Origin of the sequence: Cloacibacterium caeni (assembly GCF_907163105.1) — a bacterium.
GTDB classification, from domain to species: Bacteria; Bacteroidota; Bacteroidia; order Flavobacteriales; family Weeksellaceae; genus Cloacibacterium; species Cloacibacterium caeni_A.
The window spans coordinates 2,550,296-2,571,710 of the sequence record NZ_OU015321.1 but is presented as its reverse complement, the minus strand read 5'-3'; the positions used below and the strand labels follow the sequence as shown (position 1 = coordinate 2,571,710).

Below are 21,415 nucleotides of genomic sequence, written 5' to 3'. Positions count from 1 at the left end.
CTTTTGATTAGAATTTAAAACAGCTATACTTTTTGAAAAATTTAATAAAAAATTTACTGTTGATTTTTTAGGATTCAAAACAGGAGTTTTAAGAGAGTAATTATTTTTCATAGGCTAAAAAATTCGTTTTTACAAGAACGGAACTATTTGGCCTTTATTGTATTACCTCGTTAAAATTATTTGATTTTCTTCCATAATTTTTCTCATGTTAATCAGTGCATAACGCACTCTACCTAGTGTAGTATTGATACTTGTGTTGGTTTGCTCTGCAATTTCTTTAAAACTTAATCCATCAAAAAATCTTAATTTAATGACTTCCTGTTGGTTTTCGGGTAAGAAAACGAGCATTTTCATCAGGTCATCATAAATTTGATTCGTGATTAACCTTTCTTCGATGTTTTCCTCTGTTTCTTTAAGCAAATCAAAAATAGAAAACTCTTCGTTTTCATAGGTTGTTTCAGAGACTTTTATGTGTTTAGATTTAAGGCGATAATGGTCTATAATAAGATTGTGTGCAATTCTTTTTGCCCAAAGAATAAATTTACCATCATCATTATATCTTCCTTCTTTTAGGGAAACAATGATTTTCATGAAGGTATCTTGAAAAACATCATTAGCGAGTTCTTCATCCATCAATTTATAGAAAATAAACGAGAAAAGTTCTTTTTGGTGTCGTGAAATAAGAATAGAAAGTGCGTTTTCATCACCTTTTTGATATCTCGAAATCAGCAAACTATCAGTATGTGTTTCCATAACTTTAACTTCATTATTATGAAACAGACTAACAGGAGTTAGCTATTTCTGGTTTTTACAGTTTATTAAATGAAGTAAAGTTTGCTCAATAGGCGATTCGATTTACGTTTTGTATGACAAATTTATAAAAAATGTTAAATATTCAAAATAATTTTTTAATAAAATCGTTGTTTGCTTATTTATTTTTCTTTGATTTACTGAAAACAACTAACGGAATATTAACCGTAAAATTTAAATTAAGTCCTTCCATTACTCTATCATTCAATTGATTATTTCCCAGATGAAATGCGTAACCGCCAGTAAAATCTATAATTCCGAAAAGGGAGATTCCTGCTTTTGGTGCCACAAATTGAGGTGTAATTTCTGTACCTGCGAGAAAATAATAAGAATGCTGTATATCTACGTTTTTTTCGAAGTTCAATAAAATATCTCCTTGAAATTTAGGCAAAACCGCAAATTCACCGTTTACTTTTCCCATCAAAGCAGAACCAGAAACTCTGTAAAGAACATTATCGTTCTTTAGAAAAATGAATCTTGCTCCAACTTCTCCAAAGTTTGAGTTTTGATATTCGTAACCTGCAAACACCATTGGATGAACCGTAACCTGCGATTGCGCACGAAATCCAATGAAGAAAATACCGAAGAAAATGATATGTTTAAGAAATTGCATTCTGAAAATTTTTGTAAAAATAAGAAAACCGTTCATTTCTGAACGGTTTCTTGATTATAAGTTGAAGGCTTTCTTAATATCTTCTACTCTGTCTAGCTTTTCCCAAGTAAAGAATTCTAGATTATCGAGTGTAATTTCATTTTTTTGACCTTTATTGAAAGTCTTGCTTCCTACATAATAATCTCTTCCCATGTGTCCGTAAGCTGCGGTTTCTTGATAGATTGGATTTCTCAATTTCAAGTTTTGCTCAATTGCGTAAGGTCTTAAATCAAATAATTCTTGCACTTTTTTCGCTAATTCTCCATCATTGATTCCTACTTTAGAAGTTCCGTAAGTATTGATAAACAAACCACAAGGTTCTGCTACACCAATTGCGTAAGAAACTTGAACCAAAACTTCATCTGCAACTCCTGCAGCTACTAAGTTTTTAGCAATGTGTCTTGTTGCATAAGCAGCACTTCTGTCTACTTTTGATGGATCTTTCCCAGAAAAAGCACCACCACCGTGAGCTCCTTTTCCGCCGTAAGTATCTACGATAATTTTTCTACCAGTTAAACCAGTATCACCGTGAGGTCCACCAATTACAAATTTCCCAGTTGGATTGATGTGATATTTAATTTGGTCATTAAACAATGCTTGGATTTCTGGCTTTTGCTGAGCGATTACTCTAGGCATTAGAATTTCTACGATGTCTTTTCTAATTTTCGCTAACATTTCTTCATCTTCTGCAAAATCATCATGCTGCGTAGAAACTACAATAGCGTCTATTCTTTGTGGTTTATGATCATCTGAATATTCAATTGTTACCTGAGACTTCGCATCCGGACGAAGATATTTAATCTCTGTTCCTTCTCTTCTGATGGCTGAAAGTTCTCTTAAAATAGAATGTGCTAAATCTAATGCAAGAGGCATATAGTTTTCGGTTTCATTGGTTGCATAACCGAACATCATTCCTTGGTCTCCTGCACCTTGCGCATTTGCCTTTTCTTCAAAAGATTCTCCAGATTTTCTATCAACTCCTTGATTAATATCTGAAGATTGTTCGTGAATTGCAGAAATTACGCCACAAGAATCACCATTAAACATATACTCACCTTTGGTATAACCTATTCCATTGATTACTTCTCTGGCGATGGTCTGTACATCTAGATAAGCTTCTGATTTTACTTCTCCTGCTAGTACAACTTGTCCTGTAGTGACTAAGGTTTCGCAAGCGACTTTAGAATTTCTATCATAAGCTAAAAAATTATCGATAAGCGCATCAGAAATTTGGTCTGCTACTTTGTCTGGATGTCCTTCTGAAACAGATTCAGATGTAAATAAATAAGGCATATTATTATTTTCTTTTTAAGGATTAAAACAGAAAAAAAATGGAAGGCAAACCTTATGAGAACTAAAAAGAAGAAATCTGTTTTAGCATTTTTTATTGAGGTTGCAATCAGTCCAAATTTTTCCTCTAAAATTTGTTGGGCAAAATTACAGAGTATTTTATTAATATCAAAATACTTAGAAAAAAAGCTCCTCAAAAATTTGAAGAGCTTCTTGACAAAAATTATTGTGGTTTTATTTTTACAAAATCTTGTGGGAATTGGGTATAATTCAACTTCGGTTCTAGAGAAGTTTTAATAGATTTCACCAATTCGTCTAGAATTTTTTGTTTGTAAGTAGGCTTGTAATAAATCATGCTGATTTCTCTACTTGGGAAAGGCTTTTTGAAACGGTGAATTTTATCTTTTTGATTTTCCTGAAGTTGTGATACTGCTAATTCTGGTAAAACGGTTAAACCGCCTACTTTATCTACCATTTGCACCAAAGTATTAATGTTAGACGCCATAAAATCTAAATTTTTAGGCTTCAGAGAGTTTTCTTTAAGGTTGCAGATATTTTCAAATTGTGTTCTTAAGCAGTTTCCTTCTTCTAAAAGCCAAACTTTATTCACATCTACATCTTCTGGCAAGATGAATTCATCTTTGTTATCATTCGCAATTTTATCTGCTGAATACACCATCAACTCTTCATTGAACAAAAAGTCGCTGAAAAACTCTTCTGCATCTGAAAAAGGTGTAGAAATAATTCCCGCATCTAATTCTCCTGATTTCAGTGCTTTAATAATGTTTTCAGTGGTCATTTCTTTTACATTCAACTCAATTTTTGGGTTTTTAGAAAGAAAATCAAAAATTTCTGTTGGCAAAATAAAACTTGAAACGGTAGGAATAATCCCTAAATTAATTCTCCCAGCAAGAACATTGTTTAAAATACTTGCTTTGTTTTTCAGTTCCATTACAGAATCTACTACTACTTTTGCTTGATCAATAATTTGCGCACCAATATCTGTAGTTCTAATAGGATGGGTAGTTCTATCGAAGATTTTTACTTCCATCTCATCTTCGAACTTCTGAATCATTGCACTTAAAGTAGGTTGGGTAATAAAACAAGCTTGAGCAGCTTTTCCGAAGTGTTTATATTTATCTACTGCGATAAGATATTCTAATTGTTGAATATTCATATGTAGGGTACTTATTTATAAATTCTATTACAAATATAGAGAAGATATGCGAGAAAAAATAATATTTCTGCATGATAGACGTCATGCATTGAATTCTAATTTTTAATTGATTCTACAAATAAAATAACCCTCAATTTTTCCTCTCTAAATTTAATTTTTATTTGTTACTTTGTTATCCAGAAAAAACAACCATCATGAGTAAGAAGCTAACCAATTCATCAGGAATACCGTATTTTGAACATCAAGACTCTCAAACGGTTGGAGCAAGAGGACCTGTTTTGCTGCAAGATTTTATTCTACAAGAAAATTTGGCGCATTTTGTAAGAGAAAGAATCCCAGAAAGAATCGTTCATGCAAAAGGAACAGGCGCTTACGGAAAATTTACCGTAACTCACGATATTACTAAATACACCAGAGCCAAATTATTCTCTAAAGTAGGAAACACATGTAAAATGTTTGCCCGATTTTCTACTGTAGGCGGAGAAAAAGGAAGCGCAGATACTGCAAGAGATCCTAGAGGTTTTGCACTAAAATTTTATACAGAAGACGGAAATTGGGATTTAGTAGGAAATAACACACCGGTATTTTTCATCAAAGACGCTAAAAAATTCCCAGATTTTATTCATACCCAAAAAAGACACCCGAAAACCAACTTGAAATCTCATACCATGATGTGGGATTTTTGGAGCTTAAATCCAGAAAGTTTGCATCAAGTACTCATTTTGATGAGCGACAGAGGAACTCCTTATGGTTACAGACATATGCACGGTTTTGGTTCTCATACTTTTTCGATGATTAATGATAAAAATGAGAGAATTTGGGTGAAATTTCATCTAAAAACCAAACAAGGTATTAAAAACTTCACCGATGCAGAAGCCACTCAAATGGCGGGAGAAAATCCAGATTTTGCACAAGAAGACCTTTGCAATGCTATAGAAAATGGCGATTTTCCGAAATGGACTATGTACATACAAGTAATGACCGAAGAAGAATCTAGAGAATTTAAATGGAACCCTTTTGACATTACTAAAATTTGGCCACAAGCAGAATTTCCACTGATTGAAGTCGGTGAAATGGAACTTAATGAAATTCCTAAAAATTATTTTGCGCATGTAGAACAAGCTACTTTTTCCCCAAGTAATTCGGTTGATGGAATTAGTTTTTCGCCTGATAAAATGCTTCAAGGAAGATTATTTTCTTATCCAGATGCTCACAGATATAGAGTGGGCGTAAATGCACATCAATTAGAAGTGAACAGATGTCCTTTTGCAACTCATAATTATCAAAGAGACGGATTTATGGCAGATTCTAGAGACTATGAAGACGCACCGAATTACCATCCTAATAGTTTTGACGATATAAAACCAGATCCTTCTTACAAAAAATTTGAAGAGGAACTAGACAGCAATCGTGTAGCGCATTTCGATAGAAATGAAAATGATAACGACCACTATACACAGCCAGGTCTACTCTACACCAAAGCGATGAACCAAGAAGATAGAACCAATTTGGTGAATAACATCATCGGTCACATGAAAAAAATTGACGGCCCAAAAAGAGATGAAATAATCAACAGACAATTGTGTCATTTCTTTAGAGCGAATGTAGAAATGGGAATGAGAATTGCGGCAGGACTTCAAGTAAAACTAGACGATGGAATTATGAACCACGCCAAATAAGAACAAACTTATACCAAACTTAAAAGAGTCAAGCATATAAGTGCTTGGCTTTTTTGTATTTTAGGCCAAAAATTAGTTATTTTGCACTTATCCTAAAAATCGTAAATTTAATACTACTCTACCATGAATTTCCAAAATATTCTCCTAGAAAACGAAGGTCAAATTTCTACCATTACCATTAATAGACCACAGAGTTTAAACGCTTTAAATGGAGCTACTATCAGTGAATTGAGCGAAGCTTTATCTCAGCTAGAACAAGATTCTAATTGCAGAGTCATCATCATCACAGGAAGTGGCGAAAAATCATTTGTAGCCGGAGCAGACATTAAAGAGTTTTCTGATTTTGGTCAAGAAAAAGCAGAAGAATTAGCCAGAAACGGACAAAATTCGCTGTTCAATAAAATTGAAAATCTAAGAAAACCTGTTATTGCCGCTGTAAATGGATTTGCATTGGGTGGTGGTTTAGAACTTGCGATGGCTTGTCACATAAGATATGCTTCAGAAAATGCAAAATTAGGTTTACCAGAAGTTACTTTAGGTCTTATTCCTGGTTATGGAGGCACCCAAAGATTACCAAAATTAGTAGGAAAAGGACTTGCGAATGAAATGATTTTCTCTGCTAAAATGATTTCGGCGAGCAGAGCAAAAGAAATGGGTTTGGTAAACGAAGTTTTTAGTTTAGAAGAATTATTACCAAAAACAAAAGAATTAGCAACCCTTATTTCTAAAAATTCACCACAAGGAATTTCTAAAGCCATTGCTGCGGTGAATGCATCAGATTCTGATGAAGGTTATGAATTAGAAATCAAATCTTTCGGAGAATTATTCGAAATGGAAGATAAAAAAGAAGGCGTTTCTGCATTTTTAGAAAAAAGAAAGCCTAATTTCTAAAAGCTTAGAAAGAGTAAGAAACTAATTTTAAAAATTTTAAAATGAATCACAATAAATTTGACTTAGCCTATCTTAAGATGGCTAAAGAATGGGCAAAACTTTCTTACTGCGAAAGAAAAAAAGTAGGCGCACTCATTGTAAAAGACAGAATGATTATTTCTGATGGATATAACGGAACTCCTTCTGGTGCAGAAAATTGTTGTGAAGACGAAGACGGAAAAACGCATTGGTACGTGCTTCATGCAGAAGCAAATGCCATTTTAAAATTAGCTTCTAGTACTCAATCTGCAAAAGGTGCTACTCTTTACCTTACGCTTTCGCCGTGTAAAGAATGCAGCAAACTTATATTACAATCTGGCATCAAAAGGCTCGTTTATATAGACCAATACTCAGACACAGAAGGATTAGAATTTTTAGAAAATGCTCAAGTAGAAGTTCTTCAAATCTCTGAGGAAAATCTTAAATAAGACAGTTTAGCATGATATTTGCATGCTCATCTGCACTTAAAAACACAATAAAAACAAAAAAAACAAATGACCTGGAATGAAACGATTGAGAATTTTTCACATTTTCTCAAATTCGAGAGGAATTTCTCTGATAATACTTTAGATGCATACATACGAGATGTGAAGAAACTAAAAGCTTTCTCAGAGGAAAAACTAGACAACACTACTCCCGACAAAATAACTTTTGAAAACTTACAAGAATTTCTCCTTCATCTTACCAAAGAAAAAATAAGCGAAAGAACTCAAGCAAGAGGAATATCTTCCATTAAATCTTTTTTTAAATATCTTATCGAAGAGGAAATTAGAGAAGACAATCCTTCCACACTTCTTGAAGGTCCAAAATTAGGCTTATATTTACCTGATACGTTAAGTTTCGAAGATGTAGAAAAAATCATTAACGCCATCGATTTAAGCACTGATTTAGGCGTGAGAAATCACTGTATCATAGAAGTATTGTATGGTTGCGGCCTTAGAGTTTCTGAATTAATAGAACTTAAAATTTCTGATATTAATTTCAAAGAAAACTTTATAAAAGTAGAGGGAAAAGGAAAAAAAGTGAGATACGTTCCGCTTGCTAACTACACTGCAAATCTTATTTTGAACTACATCAATAATGTAAGAGCCAATAATAAAATAGGCAAAAAATACGAAGACCACATTTTCCTAAACAGTAGAGGTTCTTCTATGTCTAGAGTGATTGTTTTTATCATCATCAAAGAATTGGTAGAAAAAGCGGGAATCAGAAAAAGCATTTCTCCGCACACTTTCCGTCATTCTTTTGCTACGCATCTCTTACAAAACGGTGTAGATTTAAGGTTTATCCAAGAAATGTTGGGACATTCTAGCATTACCACCACAGAAATTTACACCCATTTAAAAACCGAAGAATTGCATGATGTAATTCTGAAATACCACCCAAGAAACAAATGAAACACTTAAAATATTGCCCAAAGTGCGGCCAAGAAACGCTGATTTTTGATGGAGAAAAAAAATTTTCTTGTTCACAATGTGATTTTGTAATGTATCAAAATATCGCCGCCGCAGTTGCAGTATTAATAAGATGCGATGATGAATTATTATTGACCAAGAGAAATCAAAATCCTAAAATCGGGAAATTAGATTTAGCGGGCGGTTTTACAGATCCAAAAGAAAGCGCCGAAGAAACTTGCGCCAGAGAATTAAAAGAGGAACTAGGAATAGAAATAGACCTCAAAAATTTAAAATTCGTGGGAAGTCTGCCCAATGTTTATCATTACAAAGAAGTAGACTATAATACTTTGGACTTATTCTTTGAATATCGAGTGGAAGAAAAAATAGAAATCAAAAAACTAGAAGCTCACGAAATTTCAGAAACCATTTGGGTGAAAATTTCTGAACTCAATCTTGAGGAAATCGCTTTCGATTCGCAGAGAAAATTTTTAGAAAATTATCAATAAAAAAAGCTCCTTTTCGGAGCTTTTTTAGTTTTAGTATTGACCAGATTTTTGTAATCCTTTAAAATAATCAATCAATATTTTTCTTTGAGCATCAGTAAGGTCTGCTTCTGGATGCATCGGAATATAACCTTTAAATGGCATTTCTTTATTCTCTATCGTTTCGATGATTTCATCTAAAATGTGATCTTTTTGGTCTTTATTATACGTCATCCATTCAGAGAAATTCACATTTTCTCTTCCTTCATTTACGTGATGCTTAATCGACCAAGAAATAGGAGCAATGTAAGCATAACTAGGATATTTCACCTCGTTGCTATGACAATCGTAACAAGCATTTTTCAGCATTTCGGTTACATCTTTCGGAGTTTTGAGCACCTCTACAAAATTCTGTTTCGGGTCTACAGGTTTATTGGTTCTGTCGATAGGAATAAGTTGTATCAAAACCAAGAAAACAACAATTCCGATGAGTACTTTTTTCATTTGAATAAATTTATAAGTTCAAAATATTCTAAAATTTTACTTTTTAATGATTGATGAGTTCCCAATCTTCCTTAATTTCCCAGAGTGGTCTTACATTAATTTCTTTTTCAAAAATGTAGACGTCTTCAGCAGCGATATTTTGCGCAAAATCTGCTTCGTCCCAGAATCCATTTCCATTATTGTCTACTCTAATTCTGGCAATATAAGTCGCTGGTTTCAGGTTTTTAAAGGAAACTTCTGAGGCATTGGTGAACTGAGAATATAATATTTCACCTTTTTCATTGGTCAATTCTACCCAAAATTTAGCCGTAGGTTTATTTTTAATCACAGCCGTGAAAGAACCATAATTTTCTGGTTTATCAATCTCAAATTGAAATTGGAACGACTTATCATTACTGCTGTAATAAGAAGAAACGGTTTCTTTTGGAATCGTTAAAACATATTTTTTCGTAGGTTTAAAACTAGAATTCACTAGAATTTTAAACGGATTTTTCTCTGAAATTTTCGCAGTGAAATCTTGTGCTATGCTATCGCTCTCCAATTTCCAAGAAGAAGTGTTAAGATTTTCTATGGGCAACGATGTATTAATCACAAAATTATTTTCTGGGGCGATTAAATTCCCGGCTTCATTAGAGAGTTTAAACTCATCTTTCACCGCTTTATAACTCACGGAAATGGTATCGCTAATCGTAGGCGTGAAATAACTTAATTTCAATTGCTTAGAAACAGTTCCACCCAAATTACTCTTCTCTGCATCAAACCAAATATTCACAGAATCCGAACGTTTTGCATGTGTCACTTTGAAATCTTTCAGATCTTCTGAAAGGGATTTTACCTCCACCGTTTCTGGATTTCCTTCAAAAGTCATCAATAAACCGCCATTAATAGCTTTACTTTCTTTATATTTTACCACTTTTTTAGAAGGGTAAAGTTTCAATTTTAGACCTCTTACACTTGTGCTGTCTAAGGTAATTTTTTCTTTCAAAAAAGAAACTTTTTCTTTTCCTGCATCGTAGACAGAGTTTTGATTTTCGTCATCAAAAGCTATAATTACAAATTCCCCTTTTGGTAAAAAATTGAGTTCAAAATAATTTTCTTCGTCTACTTTGGTAATATAATCGGGTTTCTGTTTGTAGTCTAGATTTTCGCCTGCTTTATAGAGTCCCACTACCATTTTATTGTCTTTTGCCGTTTGATTTTCTTTGATGAGCGTCATGGCATCTTTCACGGTTCCACTCACAAAAAGATCATCAATTTTATCTCCTGTAGAAAACGCAAAATTAAAATAAGGCAAAGGATTAGACTCATTATTGTCTACAATGGCATTTCCAAAATTAAAATTATAGGTAGTATTGGCTTGAAGCGTATCTTCCCACTGTATCAAAACATATTTATTCGCCAGATTAGAAGGAATGACTTTTTTAATTTTCTTAATCGGTGGCGATACATTAAAATTTTTATTAAAATCTTTCAGCATTACATATTCATCAAAATCCAGCCTCAATTCCTTTACCGTTCTAGAAACATTTAATCGAGTAGTATCAATATTAGAGCCTAAAAATCTGGGAGCCAGAGAATCTCTAGTACCGCCATTTGGTGCACCAACTCTAGCACACGAAAAAAGCAAAAGGTTAAGCAGAAGGAGAAAAATTATTTTTTTCATTGATGAAATTTGAGCAAAATTAAGAAATATGCGTTAATTATTCGGTAGATTCTGCCACAGCATCGTGATTCTCTTTTGTAGTATCTATTTCCTTGTTCATGAGTTTATTCAATTTTTCTCTTTCTAAAGGAAAATCTTCAAACAATGAAGAAAGCGTGAGCGCAGAATACACTCTTCTAGAAAATTTGTTTCCGAGAGCAATAATCGTGACTTTAGATTTTTGTAAATGAACAAAAGCGGTATTGCTTCCATGCCACCAACCATTATGAAACGTAAGTTTTTCTCCGTTGTCAAAAACTTTCATTCTAAAACCAATTCCATAATTGTTTACGCCAGGTCTTTCGTTACTGTAAGGTTGAAAAATAGAATCTTTGAGGCTTTTTCTCAAGAAATTTTCGGCGTACATCGCTTTTGAAAACTTAAATAAATCTCTTGGCGTGGTGTAGCAGTTTTTATCCCCATAAATCCCATCTAATTTATCCGTAGGATACAATCTGCTTCCTTGATAATAAAAAGATTGAGCAGATTTCAGAGAGTCTTTTGGTTGAAAAATATAGGTATGCTCCATTCCCAAAGGTTTGAAAACGATTTTCTGCATCGCCAAAGGAAAAGGATGCGCGGTAACTTTTTCTACAATCAGTGCAAGAAGCGCATAATTGGTATTGCAATACATAAATCCAGTGTTGGTATTTCTTGCCAATTCTGGTTTGTACTGAATAATCAAATCGAGAACTTCTTGGTTGGTGAAATATTTATTTTTAGGTTTAAGTCCTAATTTTTCGATGAAATATTCGTATTTCGGCAATCCACTTCTATGATTAAGCAAGTGAATCACTTCTACTTCTTTGTAAGGGAATTTCGGAAAATAATGGGTGACTTTATCGTGAAGATTTATTTTTCTGGCTTCTACCAATTTAAGAACGGCCATCGCAGTAAGCGATTTAGAAATAGAAGCGATATGAAGCGGAACATCTTTATTGATGGGAACTTGATTATTTTCTTTGGCAAAACCTCTATAGCTTTCGAAGAGAATTTTATCGCCTTTTGCCACGAGAAAACCACCACTTAAATCCCCTTTTTCCCAAACTTTATCATAGTATTGCTGAATGGCATTAACCACATTTTGTTTATCTTGAAGTTGAGAATCTTCTGCAGTAAAGACATTTTCTACATCTACGTTTCCGTAATTAGGCAAACCATTTTCATTCTCTTGCTGAAAAAAATTAAATTCTTTTTTACAAGAAATCAAAGTCAATAAAAGGATATGAATTACTACAATTTTCTGCTTCATCTTCTGATTAATTATTTAGGCGGGGCAATTTAGCATTTTTTTGAAGCAGTGTTTTATGATTGCGGTAATATTAAGATTTTTTTAACAGAATTGCTGTACGATTTTATCTACGATAAATTGCGCCAGTTTTTCCTTGCTTTGATGCGTCCAACCTGCAATGTGCGGTGTAACAATGACTTGCTCTGAATCCAAAAGAAATTGCAAATCTTCTTTGTTTCTTGTGCTGAGCGAAGTCGAAGTATCTAGGTTTTCGAAGGAAGATTTTTCGTATTCTAAAACGTCTAATGCTGCAGCTTTTACTTTGCCGGATTTCAGCGCATCTACCAATGCAGAAGTTTTCACATTTTTTCCTCTTGCAGTATTGACCAAATAGAAATTTTTCTTCATCTTCGAGATGAAATTTTCATCAACTAAAAATTCCGTTGAAACATCTAGAGGAATATGCAAACTAAGAATATCTGCACGTTCCTGTAATTCTTCTAAGGAAACTTGCTTGGCAAATTCATCTTCTAAATTCGGCAAAATATCATAGAAAATAACTTCCACACCAAAACCAGATAGTCTTTTTGCAGTAGCTTTTCCCATGTTTCCATAGCCAATAATTCCAAAGGTTTTTCCTAACAATTCATCACCTCTGTTTTCCTCACGCTTCCAGATTCCGTTTTTCACCTCTTCTGAAGCGATGAACAAACGATTCATGAGAATCAACAGCATCGCCACTACATGTTCCGCAACAGAATCTCTGTTTCCCTCGGGAGAATTAATCAAAGAAATTCCTAGATTTTTGGCGGTTTCTAGGTCGATGTTTTCCATCCCTGCTCCTACTCTCGCAATGAATTTGAGATTTTGGGCATTTTCTAGAAAATTTTTGTCGAGAGGAATTCTGCTCCTGATGATAATTCCATCATATTGATTGATTTTCTGCAAAACCTCATCATAAGACGAAGTAAAATCTTCTTCCAAAATAAAACCTTTTGCTAGAAGTTGTTCTGTAATTAATGGATGATTGCTATCAAGAAGGAGAATTTTCATTTTTTTGAAATGGTAAAATTGTTGATTTGCAAACCGTAAAATCGCTTAATGCCAAATTCTTAAAATATTTAAAACTTCAGTTTTACAACTTAACGACTCTGCGACTTTACAATAAATAGTCTAACCAAATAACTTTTTAAGTTCTATAGAATCTTGAGCTTTCATTTTTCCCGAAAGAATCAGAGAAAGTTCTTTTCTACGAAGCGCTGCATCAAATCTTGCTTTTTCTACATCAGATTGTGGAATAAGTTCTGGAATTGCAACAGGATGGTTATTTTTATCTACCGCTACGAAAGTATAAATTCCTTCGTTGGTATGAATTTTTTCTTTGGTGATAGGGTTATCTAACCACACATCGCAATAAATTTCCATAGACGTAGAAAACGCTCTAGAAACTTTAGCTTCTACCACTACTACACCACCTTCTGGAATAGGATATTTAAAAGAAACGTGATTTACAGAAGCGGTAACTACGGTAGATTCACTATGTCTTTGTGCAGCAATAGCAGCCGCTCTGTCCATTCTAGAAAGAAGCTCACCACCAAACATATTTCCTAATGCATTGGTTTCATTGGGAAGTACAATATTGGTCATAATAGTCCTGGTTTCTGCAGGAGTTTTCGCATTTTTTTCCATAGAAATTATTTAGAAATTCTTAATGAATCTGTTTTTGAAGTTTGTAATGAATCTTTCGGTACAATAGGATTTACCTTTGGCTTTTCAGGAATTCTATGGGTAGAAGTTTTCACTGAAATATCATCAAAAGATTTTTTCCCAAAAATTTGGTCTTGATAATTAATCGCCAAATAAATAATGGCTCCTACTGGTAAAATGAATAGGAAAATCCAAAGAATAGAGTTATTAAAAACGTATTGATTGTCTGATTCTGGTAGGTCTTCAGAGTTTTCACTGTTTTGAATTTGCTCTAAACTGATTTCTTCTAGTCCAAAAAATTTAGGTGTATTGGTGTATTTTTTTTGGTCTAAAAGTTTTATAACATTCTCCTCTAATGAAAATTCACCTATTTCGTCTATCGTAATTTTTTGTTCGGCTTGTAATGCTTCTGCCCAAGAAGTTACTTCTTCTTTGATTAGAGACTGCACTACAAATAAATTTTCGCCTGTCTTCTCAACAATATATTTAGCAAAATCTGCATTGAAAACATTTTTATTTTCTAGGAAAGAAATTTCATAAGTGGGTGGCAAGATTTTAGAGGATTGCTCATCTAAAGTAGCCGATTTTTTCTTGAGGGTAAAAACGCCAAAACTAGGAAGTTCTGCACTTCCTTTTTCTTGCAAATAATTGTATAGATGTAATCCTAAATTCATTTGGCACAAATTTAATATTTTTTGTTGAGTTTAGTTACAAAAAAAGGTTGCTAAAAAGCAACCTTGTATAAAAACATTTTTTCTTTTGATTAATAGGCGAATTTAATGACCTCATCATTAAGTTTAAGAATATAATTTCCTTTTTTCGGAAGATTAAGCTCTATCCCATTAACTGTAGAATTAGCTTTAAAAGATTTAATCACTCTTCCAGAGAAATCTACTACTTGTACACTTAGGTTTCCTTGTTTATTGGTATACAATTTCCCTTCTGAAACGAATGATTTTGATTTCTTAACAGTTTCGCCAGTTGCTAAAGTACTGACTGTAAATGCATATTCTCCTGTTAAACGGTTAAAAGTCACATCATAGGTTCCTGGAGTTGTAGGAATATTATTATTACTATTTAAAGCACCTGTTCCTGAAGGGAAGGTTGTGCCACCCCAACTCGTTACCCAAGCATTATTTACTCTAAACTTAACTCCTCCTGTAACAAGTTGCAATCCAGATTTAGTAAAAGTTTTACCTCCGTCTGTAGAAGTAAGAGCCACATCTGTTGTCCAACTACCACCAGAAATACCATTTCCAATTAAAGTAACAGGAGCTACTTGAAATGAATAAGCAAGAGTATTTTTGTTAAAGGTTATATTGTAATATCCTGATGTCAAAGGAATATCACCTCCATTTTCTACAGCAGTACCAGAAGGGAAAGTAGTTCCTCCCCATGTTGTAATTGGAGCATTTGACTTATAAAACTTAACATTAGCAGCATTGAAATAAAAATCAGTTTTAGAATAAGTAATACCGTCTGGTGTAGAAAGAGATTCACCTGGAGTTGCATTGCTATTAAACCCTCCATAGAAACTAATATTATCAGAAACAATAGTTGATGCGAAATTATAGGCACCTGTTGTTCTATTAAAAGTGATATTGTATGTCCCTGGAGTAACTGGTATATTTGATCCATTTTGAGTACCTGTTCCACTAGGAAAAGCGTTTGCCCCCCAGCTCGTAGTCCAATTGCCATTTTGTCTAAACTTCACTCCTCCATTTGCAGTAAAAGTATGAGTAAGAGTATAATTTACATTATCTGTAGTAGCCATAACTACATCACCTGACCACGAATTAAAGTCACCAATCAGACCAATTGATTGTGAACTAAATAGGCCAAAAACAACGGAAAATAAGAAAGAAAATAAAAGTTTTTTCATAATAATTTTTTTTTAGGATTAATAACTTAAAATTAACAAAAATTTAAAATAAAAAAATTTTTTTTCAAAAAAAAATCAAAATTCATTGATTTTCAATTAATTACCAACCTGAAATAATTTTTATTTTCTCATTTATAAGACAACACAAATTGCTGATTAACAGTATTTTAAACAAAATTGAGAAAAATCAGGGAATTCACTAAAAATCACTAATTTATCCTAAAATTAAGCCCTAGCATAAAATTTCTACCAGCCTGTGCATAATAGTAAGGTCCACCATACACAAAACCGTTATTTACATATTTTTTGTCAAAAATATTATTCAGCAAAAATTGTAAACTCACCTCTTGTTTTGCAATTTTGACTAATCCTAAAATAGGTTTACAAGTTTTACATTAAAATACCAATCCGGAAGATATTGATTTTCCGGATTTTTTGTGGATTGTTTCCGGGGTTTTCATCTTCAGACTAAGATGTGGTCTTTTGTTGTTGTAAATATAAATACTTTCTTTAACCATTTGTTTTAAATCCTGAATGTTTTTGCATTTATAAATTAAAAATTCCTGCTTCAATATTCCGTTTATTCTTTCTGCCAAAGCATTTTGATAACAATCATAGCCATCTGTCATTGAGGGTTTTATTTTGTTTTCAACAAGTACTTTCTGATACACTTCTGAGCAATATTGCAATCCCCTGTCTGAGTGATGAATAAGCGGAAGATGTGTTGTTCTGTTTTTAACGGCCATTTTCAGAGCTTTGACTACATTTTCAGCATTCATATTTTCACTTAATTCGTAACCCATTATTTTTCTGCTGTAAGCATCCGTAACCAAAGATAAATAACAGACATTCGTTTTGGTTTTTATATAAGTGATATCGCTTACAAATACCTGTTCTTTTCTTTTTAGGCAAGTCGTTTTCAAAAGGTTGGGGTGTTTTCTGAGCCAGTGTTTGGAGAAAGTTGTTCTTGTATATCTTTTCTTAGGATAAATAAGCAGATTTTCTCTTCGTAAATAATTGAACAGCGCATCTCTGCCTATTTTTATGTTTTCAAGCTTGAACTTATTTTTAAGCAAATAATAAAGTTTTCTTGTTCCTATTCTGGGCTGTTCTAAACGTATCTCCTCAACAAATCGTTTAACTTTCTCCAATTCTTTTTCCCGAACACATAATCTTTGGCGCTGCTGGTAAATGGCTTGTCTGCTTATCCCAAACAATCTGCAGATTTTGGATAAACTCAATCCTTTTTCTTGGAGTTGTCTGACTGTTTGGGCGTAAACTTTTTTCGGATCTGTGTGCCGTATTGCTTGTCGGAGATATCAATCATCATATTGAGAACTTTGGTTTTCAGTTTCTCATCAGCTAATTCTTTCTCTAATCTTTTAATCTTTTCGGCGGGTGTTTCTTTGGATTGTAACATGGTATGAATGGTGGGTTTGCTCCAATCTAAATTACCATATTTTCTGAGCCAAACCAAAACGGTGCTTCTACCTTGGATACCGTAATGTTGCTGTGCCTGTTTGTAAGTGAATTCGCCCTTTTCTACACGGCTTACAATACCTAATTTAAAAGCCATTGTGTAATCTTGTTGTGTACGCTTTTCTACTGTCTTCTCTCGATTTTCCATAATAAGTCTATTGGGTGTAAACTTATTTTAGGACGGGTCAAATCCACAAAAAAAGACTGCCATTAAACAGCAGTCTTTTAATTATTTATGAAGGATATTTTTAATATTTAAACTTTACAATTTCATTATCTAATTTCAATATAAAGTTTCCTTTTTTAGGAAGATTAAGTTCGATTCCATTTACAGAAGAATTAGCCGTAAATGTTTTAATCACTCTTCCAGAGAAATCCATGACTTGAATGTTTACAATTCCTTTTTTAGGAGTATACAATCTACCTTCTGAAACAAAAGATTTAAATTTCGAGCTGTTAATATCTATTGTACTTAGTGAACTGGTAGTGGTAGATGTAAATCCATAAGCAGATGCTAATTTGTCGGTAGTTTGATGTGTATTTTTACCTATTGGAAATTCTGTAAATAGGAAATGCAATTCTGTTACAGTAGTTCCTGCTGGTAAAACACCGCCAGTTTTATTAAAATTATGGGTATTTAAATCAATTGTTCCACTATAATTTGTACCATCCCATGTTAATTGAGCCGTGATATTACTGAAATTATCATTAAATGGACTTCCTGTAGAATTATCTGCACCATTTAACCACAAATAAACTCCAATAGGATTTCCCACTCCTGGATTATAAAAAGCCCATCCATTTGCTGAATCATTATAGGTTATGGTATAAATTCCAGAATTGGCTGGAGTTTGCTCAATTGTTAATAATGACTGACTGTAAATTGCAACTACTGTAAAAATGGTTGCGAAAAAAGAATAAAGTTTTTTCATTTTTTAATTTATTGGTTATTATTACAAATATAAGCAATTATTCTTTTCAAATTTTATTCTTTAAATGATTTTTTTTCAATAGCGTCCTAAATAAAAAAATAAGAAGGAATTAAAGTAACTCAAAGTATCTTTGAGGTTGTACAACAAAAAAACCTTCTTATGGATTCAAAATTAACATTATTTTCCCAAATCATTTCAAAAATAGACCGAGGGATTTTCAAAAAAATAGTAATTGAGAAGAAAACCGATTACCGAAATAAAGGATTTGATAGTTGGAACCACTTAGTTTCTATGCTTTTCTGTCATTTTGCCAAAAGCACTTCGGTTCGGGACATTTCCAACGGGCTTCGCAGTGCCACAGGAAACCTGAATCATTTAGGGATAAAAACAGCACCTTCCAAATCTTCTATTAGCTACCAGAATGGAAAACGAGATGCAGATTTGTTTAAAGACGTGTATTTCAAACTATTAGAACAATTAGGACAGCACACGAAAGAAAGACGGATAAAACTCAAAATAAAAGTTCCTGTCTATTTATTAGATTCTACCCTTATTTCTCTATGCCTGTCTTTGTTCGATTGGGCAACATATCGAACTAAAAAAGGAGCCGTGAAAATGCATACCTTACTTGAATATGACGGGAAACTTCCTGTTTATGTGAATATTACCAAAGGAAGTGTTGCTGATAACAAGGGAGCGGAAAACATTCCTTTGGAAAAGGGAGCAGTCATTGTTGCAGACCGATTCTATAACGATTTTCCAATGCTCTCTATTTGGGACAGCAAAGGTGTTTTCTTCGTAATAAGACATAAAGAAAATCTGAAATTTGAAACTTTACAGGAACGAGAACTTCCACCAAAAGGAGCTCAAAGCATCCTAAAAGACGAAGAAATAGTACTCTCAAATCCTTTATCCAAAGAAAAATATCCAAAAAAATTAAGAAGAGTGGCTATTTGGGATAATGAAAACAAGCAAACCATTGAAATGATTTCCAATAATTTCTCTTGGGCTGCTTCTACCATAGCAGAATTATACAAGCAAAGATGGCAAATTGAGATCTTTTTTAGAGATATCAAGCAGTTGCTTCACATCAAAACCTTCATTGGAACTTCTGAAAATGCAGTGAAAATCCAAATCTGGACGGCACTTATCACTATTCTCATTCTGAAATACCTGAAATCCATCGCTAAATATAATTGGCAATTATCAAATCTGGTAGCTTTTATCCGATTGAATATTTTTGTTAAAATTAATCTTCAATTTTGGCTCGACAAACCATTTGAGCAACCGCCTGAAACCCCCAAAAACTATTATCAAGGGGTTCTTTTTTGAAATTAAATGTAAAGCTAAATGTAAAATAGGTATTTAGGCTGTTTCTATTTTTAATAATTTTTATTTAGGACAGTATTGATTTTTTTTACAGCTTAACATTTAGCCCCATCATAAAATTTCTTCCAGCTTGTGCATAATAGTAAGGTCCATCATACACAAAACCGTTATTTACATATTTTTTGTCAAAAATATTATTCAGCAAAAATTGTAAACTCACCTCTTGTTTTGCAATTTTAAACTCATATTGTGCATTAAAATCAGTCAAGAAATAATCATTCAGTTGTAGTGATTGGGTTTCTGTGTTGTCCAAATATTGCTTTCCAATATATTGATTATTAAGATTTAACTGTAAATTTTTAATAGGCTTATACTGAATTATAGCATTGGCAATAATATTAGGAGAGAAAGAAATGTTAGTATTACCCAAATTAGTCACTGTAGAATTTTCTTCAATTTTGAAATCTACATTTTTATTCTGACTCAAAGTAATATTTCCTAATACGTTCAGTTTTTCTGAAACTTTAGCCAAAGTTCCCAATTCTAAACCTAATCTATAAGATTTTCCAGAATTAATTTTAATGAATTCTCCTACCATGTTGATTTCTCCACTTAGTACCAATTGATTCACATAATTCATGTAATAAGCGTTTGCAGTAAAAGAAACATTACCAAACGTTTTTTCTAAACCGAGCTCAAAATCATGTAATTTTTCTGGCTTCGTATTAGGATTGGCAAATAAATCATCACGGTTAGGTTCTCTGTGAGCATGAGCATAAGAGAAAAATAATTTTCCGTTTTCTAACTGATAATTCACCCCGAATTTTGGATTAAAAAACGTCCATTTCTGACTTAAATCTGCTCCTTCTTCTGCATTTTCATCTAAAATATATGTTTTATAGTCAATGTTTCTAAGTTGTAAATCTCCAAAAAATTCAAGTTTTTCCATTTTGTAAATGGCTTTCGCAAAACCTGAAACTTCATTTTTCAAAGCATTATTTCTGTAATATTCGTGCTCGAAAATATCAGTATATTTCACTCCAGTCACGTTCCCAAAATGTCTCCCGAAATATTGATTTGCAGCTACTCCGAAATTCAAATTAAGATTTTCAAAATTCCCATAAAGACTAGAAACTACGCCGTAAAAATCATTATCTAACCATTTTTTTCTAATGAAATCTGTTCTGGTAATTGTATTTCCGTTTTCTACGATATTGGGCAAATCATATTTAGAAAATTTAGCATCTTGCTTATAATTTTCATAGTAACCTTCTCCATGAGTGAGATGAAAAGTAGTTTCTAGATTCCAAATTTTACCGAGTTTTTGTTCCCAAAGTAAATGATAATGGTTTTGTCGGTAATTATCGGTTTCATTATCGTAAAACCCAATAATATTTTCCCAATTAGCATCATAAATTGCTCCAGAATAATTAAATTTCGGATTAGATTCATAGGTAGCTTTATCAATTCCATTCCACGCTTGATACGTTTTTTCTTTTCCACCGAAAGTTAAAAATCTCAGTTTCGTATTGCCTTTTTCGAAGAGCGCATTGATATTGTAAGAATTGAGTTTAGAAAAAGCTCTATCAATGTAACCATCTGAATTAATGATAGAATACCTTGCCGAAACCGACAGTAAATTGTTCAAAAATTTTCCTGTTCCTGCTTCAAAGGAATGTTTAAAGGTGTTAAAACTTCCTGCGCTTTGATTGGTCAAAAAATAAGGTTTCTCCTCTGGATTTTTGGTCAAAATATTCACACTTGCTCCGAAACTTGCTGTTCCATTGCTAGAAGTTCCTACTCCTCTTTGGATGACAATCTGCGATGCCGAACTTGCCATGTCTGGAATATTCACAAAAAAAGTCCCTTGACTTTCCGAATCGTTATACGGAACACCATTCAGCATTACATTAATGCTTGTTCCTGCACTTCCTCTAATTCTGAAACCAGTGTAACCCACTCCGTTTCCAGCATCCGAAGTTGCAACTACAGACATTTGATTTTTGAGCAAAATAGGCAAATCCTGACCTAGATTTTTGGCTCCTAAATCTTTTTGTACGTTAATAATTTCTTTGGAAACCGGCAGCCTTTTCGTAAAGCTAACCTCTTGAATTTCTTTTACTTGCGCCGTATCTATTTGCGCAGAGAGAACAGAGCTCATTCCTAGCCCTAAAATAATAAATCCTTTCATTCTGATGTTGTAAAAAATTAAACAAATCGAATAAAAGGATG

At 33.1% G+C, this 21,415-nt stretch carries 21 protein-coding genes; 6 read left to right on the top strand and 15 right to left on the bottom strand.

Annotated features, from left to right (window positions below):
* Positions 1–162: 162 nt before the first annotated feature.
* The 4 genes from KKQ76_RS11995 to KKQ76_RS11980 form a co-directional block, all read right to left on the bottom strand.
* Positions 163–753, bottom strand: coding sequence for an RNA polymerase sigma factor (locus tag KKQ76_RS11995; RefSeq protein ID WP_213197331.1), 591 nt, complete (start codon positions 751–753; stop codon positions 163–165).
* Between the two features lie 175 nt (positions 754–928).
* Positions 929–1,423 (bottom strand): hypothetical protein, encoded by a 495-nt coding sequence (locus KKQ76_RS11990; RefSeq protein WP_213197330.1) that lies wholly within the window; start codon positions 1,421–1,423, stop codon positions 929–931.
* Positions 1,424–1,477: 54 nt separating this feature from the next.
* Positions 1,478–2,755, bottom strand: a complete 1,278-nt coding sequence (gene metK / locus KKQ76_RS11985; protein ID WP_213197329.1) for a methionine adenosyltransferase — start codon at positions 2,753–2,755, stop codon at positions 1,478–1,480.
* A gap of 220 nt (positions 2,756–2,975) precedes the next feature.
* Positions 2,976–3,929, bottom strand: coding sequence for a hydrogen peroxide-inducible genes activator (locus KKQ76_RS11980; RefSeq protein ID WP_213197328.1), 954 nt, complete (start codon positions 3,927–3,929; stop codon positions 2,976–2,978).
* 194 nt (positions 3,930–4,123) lie between these two features.
* Here KKQ76_RS11980 and KKQ76_RS11975 point away from each other — a divergent pair, with 194 nt between their 5' ends.
* The 5 genes from KKQ76_RS11975 to KKQ76_RS11955 all read left to right on the top strand — a co-directional run bounded on the left by KKQ76_RS11975 (position 4,124) and on the right by KKQ76_RS11955 (position 8,441).
* Positions 4,124–5,608, top strand: coding sequence for a catalase (locus tag KKQ76_RS11975; RefSeq protein ID WP_246501404.1), 1,485 nt, complete (start codon positions 4,124–4,126; stop codon positions 5,606–5,608).
* A 123-nt stretch (positions 5,609–5,731) separates the two neighbouring features.
* Entirely contained in the window at positions 5,732–6,499 is a 768-nt protein-coding gene (locus KKQ76_RS11970; RefSeq protein WP_213197327.1) for an enoyl-CoA hydratase-related protein, read from the top strand.
* 41 nt (positions 6,500–6,540) lie between these two features.
* The gene (locus KKQ76_RS11965) at positions 6,541–6,966 is read left to right on the top strand and encodes a deoxycytidylate deaminase (RefSeq protein ID WP_213197326.1); all 426 of its coding nucleotides are present in this window, start codon (positions 6,541–6,543) and stop codon (positions 6,964–6,966) included.
* A gap of 66 nt (positions 6,967–7,032) precedes the next feature.
* Positions 7,033–7,935, top strand: a complete 903-nt coding sequence (gene xerD, locus KKQ76_RS11960; protein ID WP_213197325.1) for a site-specific tyrosine recombinase XerD — start codon at positions 7,033–7,035, stop codon at positions 7,933–7,935.
* Complete coding sequence (locus KKQ76_RS11955; RefSeq protein ID WP_213197324.1) at positions 7,932–8,441, top strand: NUDIX hydrolase; 510 nt, start codon at positions 7,932–7,934, stop codon at positions 8,439–8,441. The genes xerD and KKQ76_RS11955 overlap by 4 nt, the downstream gene beginning before the upstream one ends.
* Before the next feature lie 30 nt (positions 8,442–8,471).
* On the opposite strand, the gene KKQ76_RS11950 is transcribed toward KKQ76_RS11955, so the two are convergent.
* From KKQ76_RS11950 to KKQ76_RS11905, 10 genes are all read right to left on the bottom strand, one after another.
* The gene (locus KKQ76_RS11950; RefSeq protein ID WP_213197323.1) at positions 8,472–8,921 is read right to left on the bottom strand and encodes a heme-binding domain-containing protein; all 450 of its coding nucleotides are present in this window, start codon (positions 8,919–8,921) and stop codon (positions 8,472–8,474) included.
* A 43-nt stretch (positions 8,922–8,964) separates the two neighbouring features.
* Positions 8,965–10,584 carry an Ig-like domain-containing protein gene (locus tag KKQ76_RS11945; RefSeq protein ID WP_213197322.1) on the bottom strand — a complete coding sequence of 540 codons (1,620 nt, stop codon included), beginning with the start codon at positions 10,582–10,584 and terminating at the stop codon, positions 8,965–8,967.
* Positions 10,585–10,621: 37 nt separating this feature from the next.
* On the bottom strand, positions 10,622–11,875 hold the full coding sequence (locus KKQ76_RS11940; RefSeq protein WP_213197321.1) for a serine hydrolase domain-containing protein: 1,254 nt from the start codon (positions 11,873–11,875) through the stop codon (positions 10,622–10,624).
* Between the two features lie 81 nt (positions 11,876–11,956).
* Complete coding sequence (locus KKQ76_RS11935) at positions 11,957–12,907, bottom strand: 2-hydroxyacid dehydrogenase (protein WP_213197320.1); 951 nt, start codon at positions 12,905–12,907, stop codon at positions 11,957–11,959.
* Between the two features lie 120 nt (positions 12,908–13,027).
* Positions 13,028–13,543 carry an acyl-CoA thioesterase gene (locus KKQ76_RS11930; RefSeq protein ID WP_104792834.1) on the bottom strand — a complete coding sequence of 172 codons (516 nt, stop codon included), beginning with the start codon at positions 13,541–13,543 and terminating at the stop codon, positions 13,028–13,030.
* Positions 13,544–13,548: 5 nt separating this feature from the next.
* Complete coding sequence (locus KKQ76_RS11925) at positions 13,549–14,235, bottom strand: hypothetical protein (protein WP_213197319.1); 687 nt, start codon at positions 14,233–14,235, stop codon at positions 13,549–13,551.
* Positions 14,236–14,324: 89 nt separating this feature from the next.
* Positions 14,325–15,443: a T9SS type A sorting domain-containing protein gene (locus tag KKQ76_RS11920; protein ID WP_213197318.1), complete on the bottom strand. Its 1,119-nt coding sequence runs from the start codon at positions 15,441–15,443 to the stop codon at positions 14,325–14,327.
* A gap of 209 nt (positions 15,444–15,652) precedes the next feature.
* Entirely contained in the window at positions 15,653–15,787 is a 135-nt protein-coding gene (locus tag KKQ76_RS11915) for a TonB-dependent receptor (RefSeq protein ID WP_246501403.1), read from the bottom strand.
* A gap of 51 nt (positions 15,788–15,838) precedes the next feature.
* Positions 15,839–17,070, bottom strand: a protein-coding gene (locus tag KKQ76_RS11910; protein ID WP_246501402.1) for an IS3 family transposase whose coding sequence is annotated in 2 segments (ribosomal slippage) — positions 15,839–16,722 and positions 16,722–17,070 — 1,233 coding nt in all. Because the reading frame shifts where the segments join, the coding sequence is not laid out codon by codon here.
* Positions 17,071–17,170: 100 nt separating this feature from the next.
* Positions 17,171–17,854, bottom strand: a complete 684-nt coding sequence (locus tag KKQ76_RS11905) for a T9SS type A sorting domain-containing protein (protein WP_213197316.1) — start codon at positions 17,852–17,854, stop codon at positions 17,171–17,173.
* 159 nt (positions 17,855–18,013) lie between these two features.
* On the opposite strand from KKQ76_RS11905, the gene KKQ76_RS11900 reads away from it, so the two are divergent.
* Complete coding sequence (locus KKQ76_RS11900) at positions 18,014–19,186, top strand: IS4 family transposase (protein ID WP_213188635.1); 1,173 nt, start codon at positions 18,014–18,016, stop codon at positions 19,184–19,186.
* An 85-nt stretch (positions 19,187–19,271) separates the two neighbouring features.
* Here KKQ76_RS11900 and KKQ76_RS11895 read toward each other — a convergent pair whose 3' ends face one another.
* Positions 19,272–21,374, bottom strand: a complete 2,103-nt coding sequence (locus KKQ76_RS11895) for a TonB-dependent receptor (protein WP_213197315.1) — start codon at positions 21,372–21,374, stop codon at positions 19,272–19,274.
* Positions 21,375–21,415 lie beyond the last annotated feature (41 nt).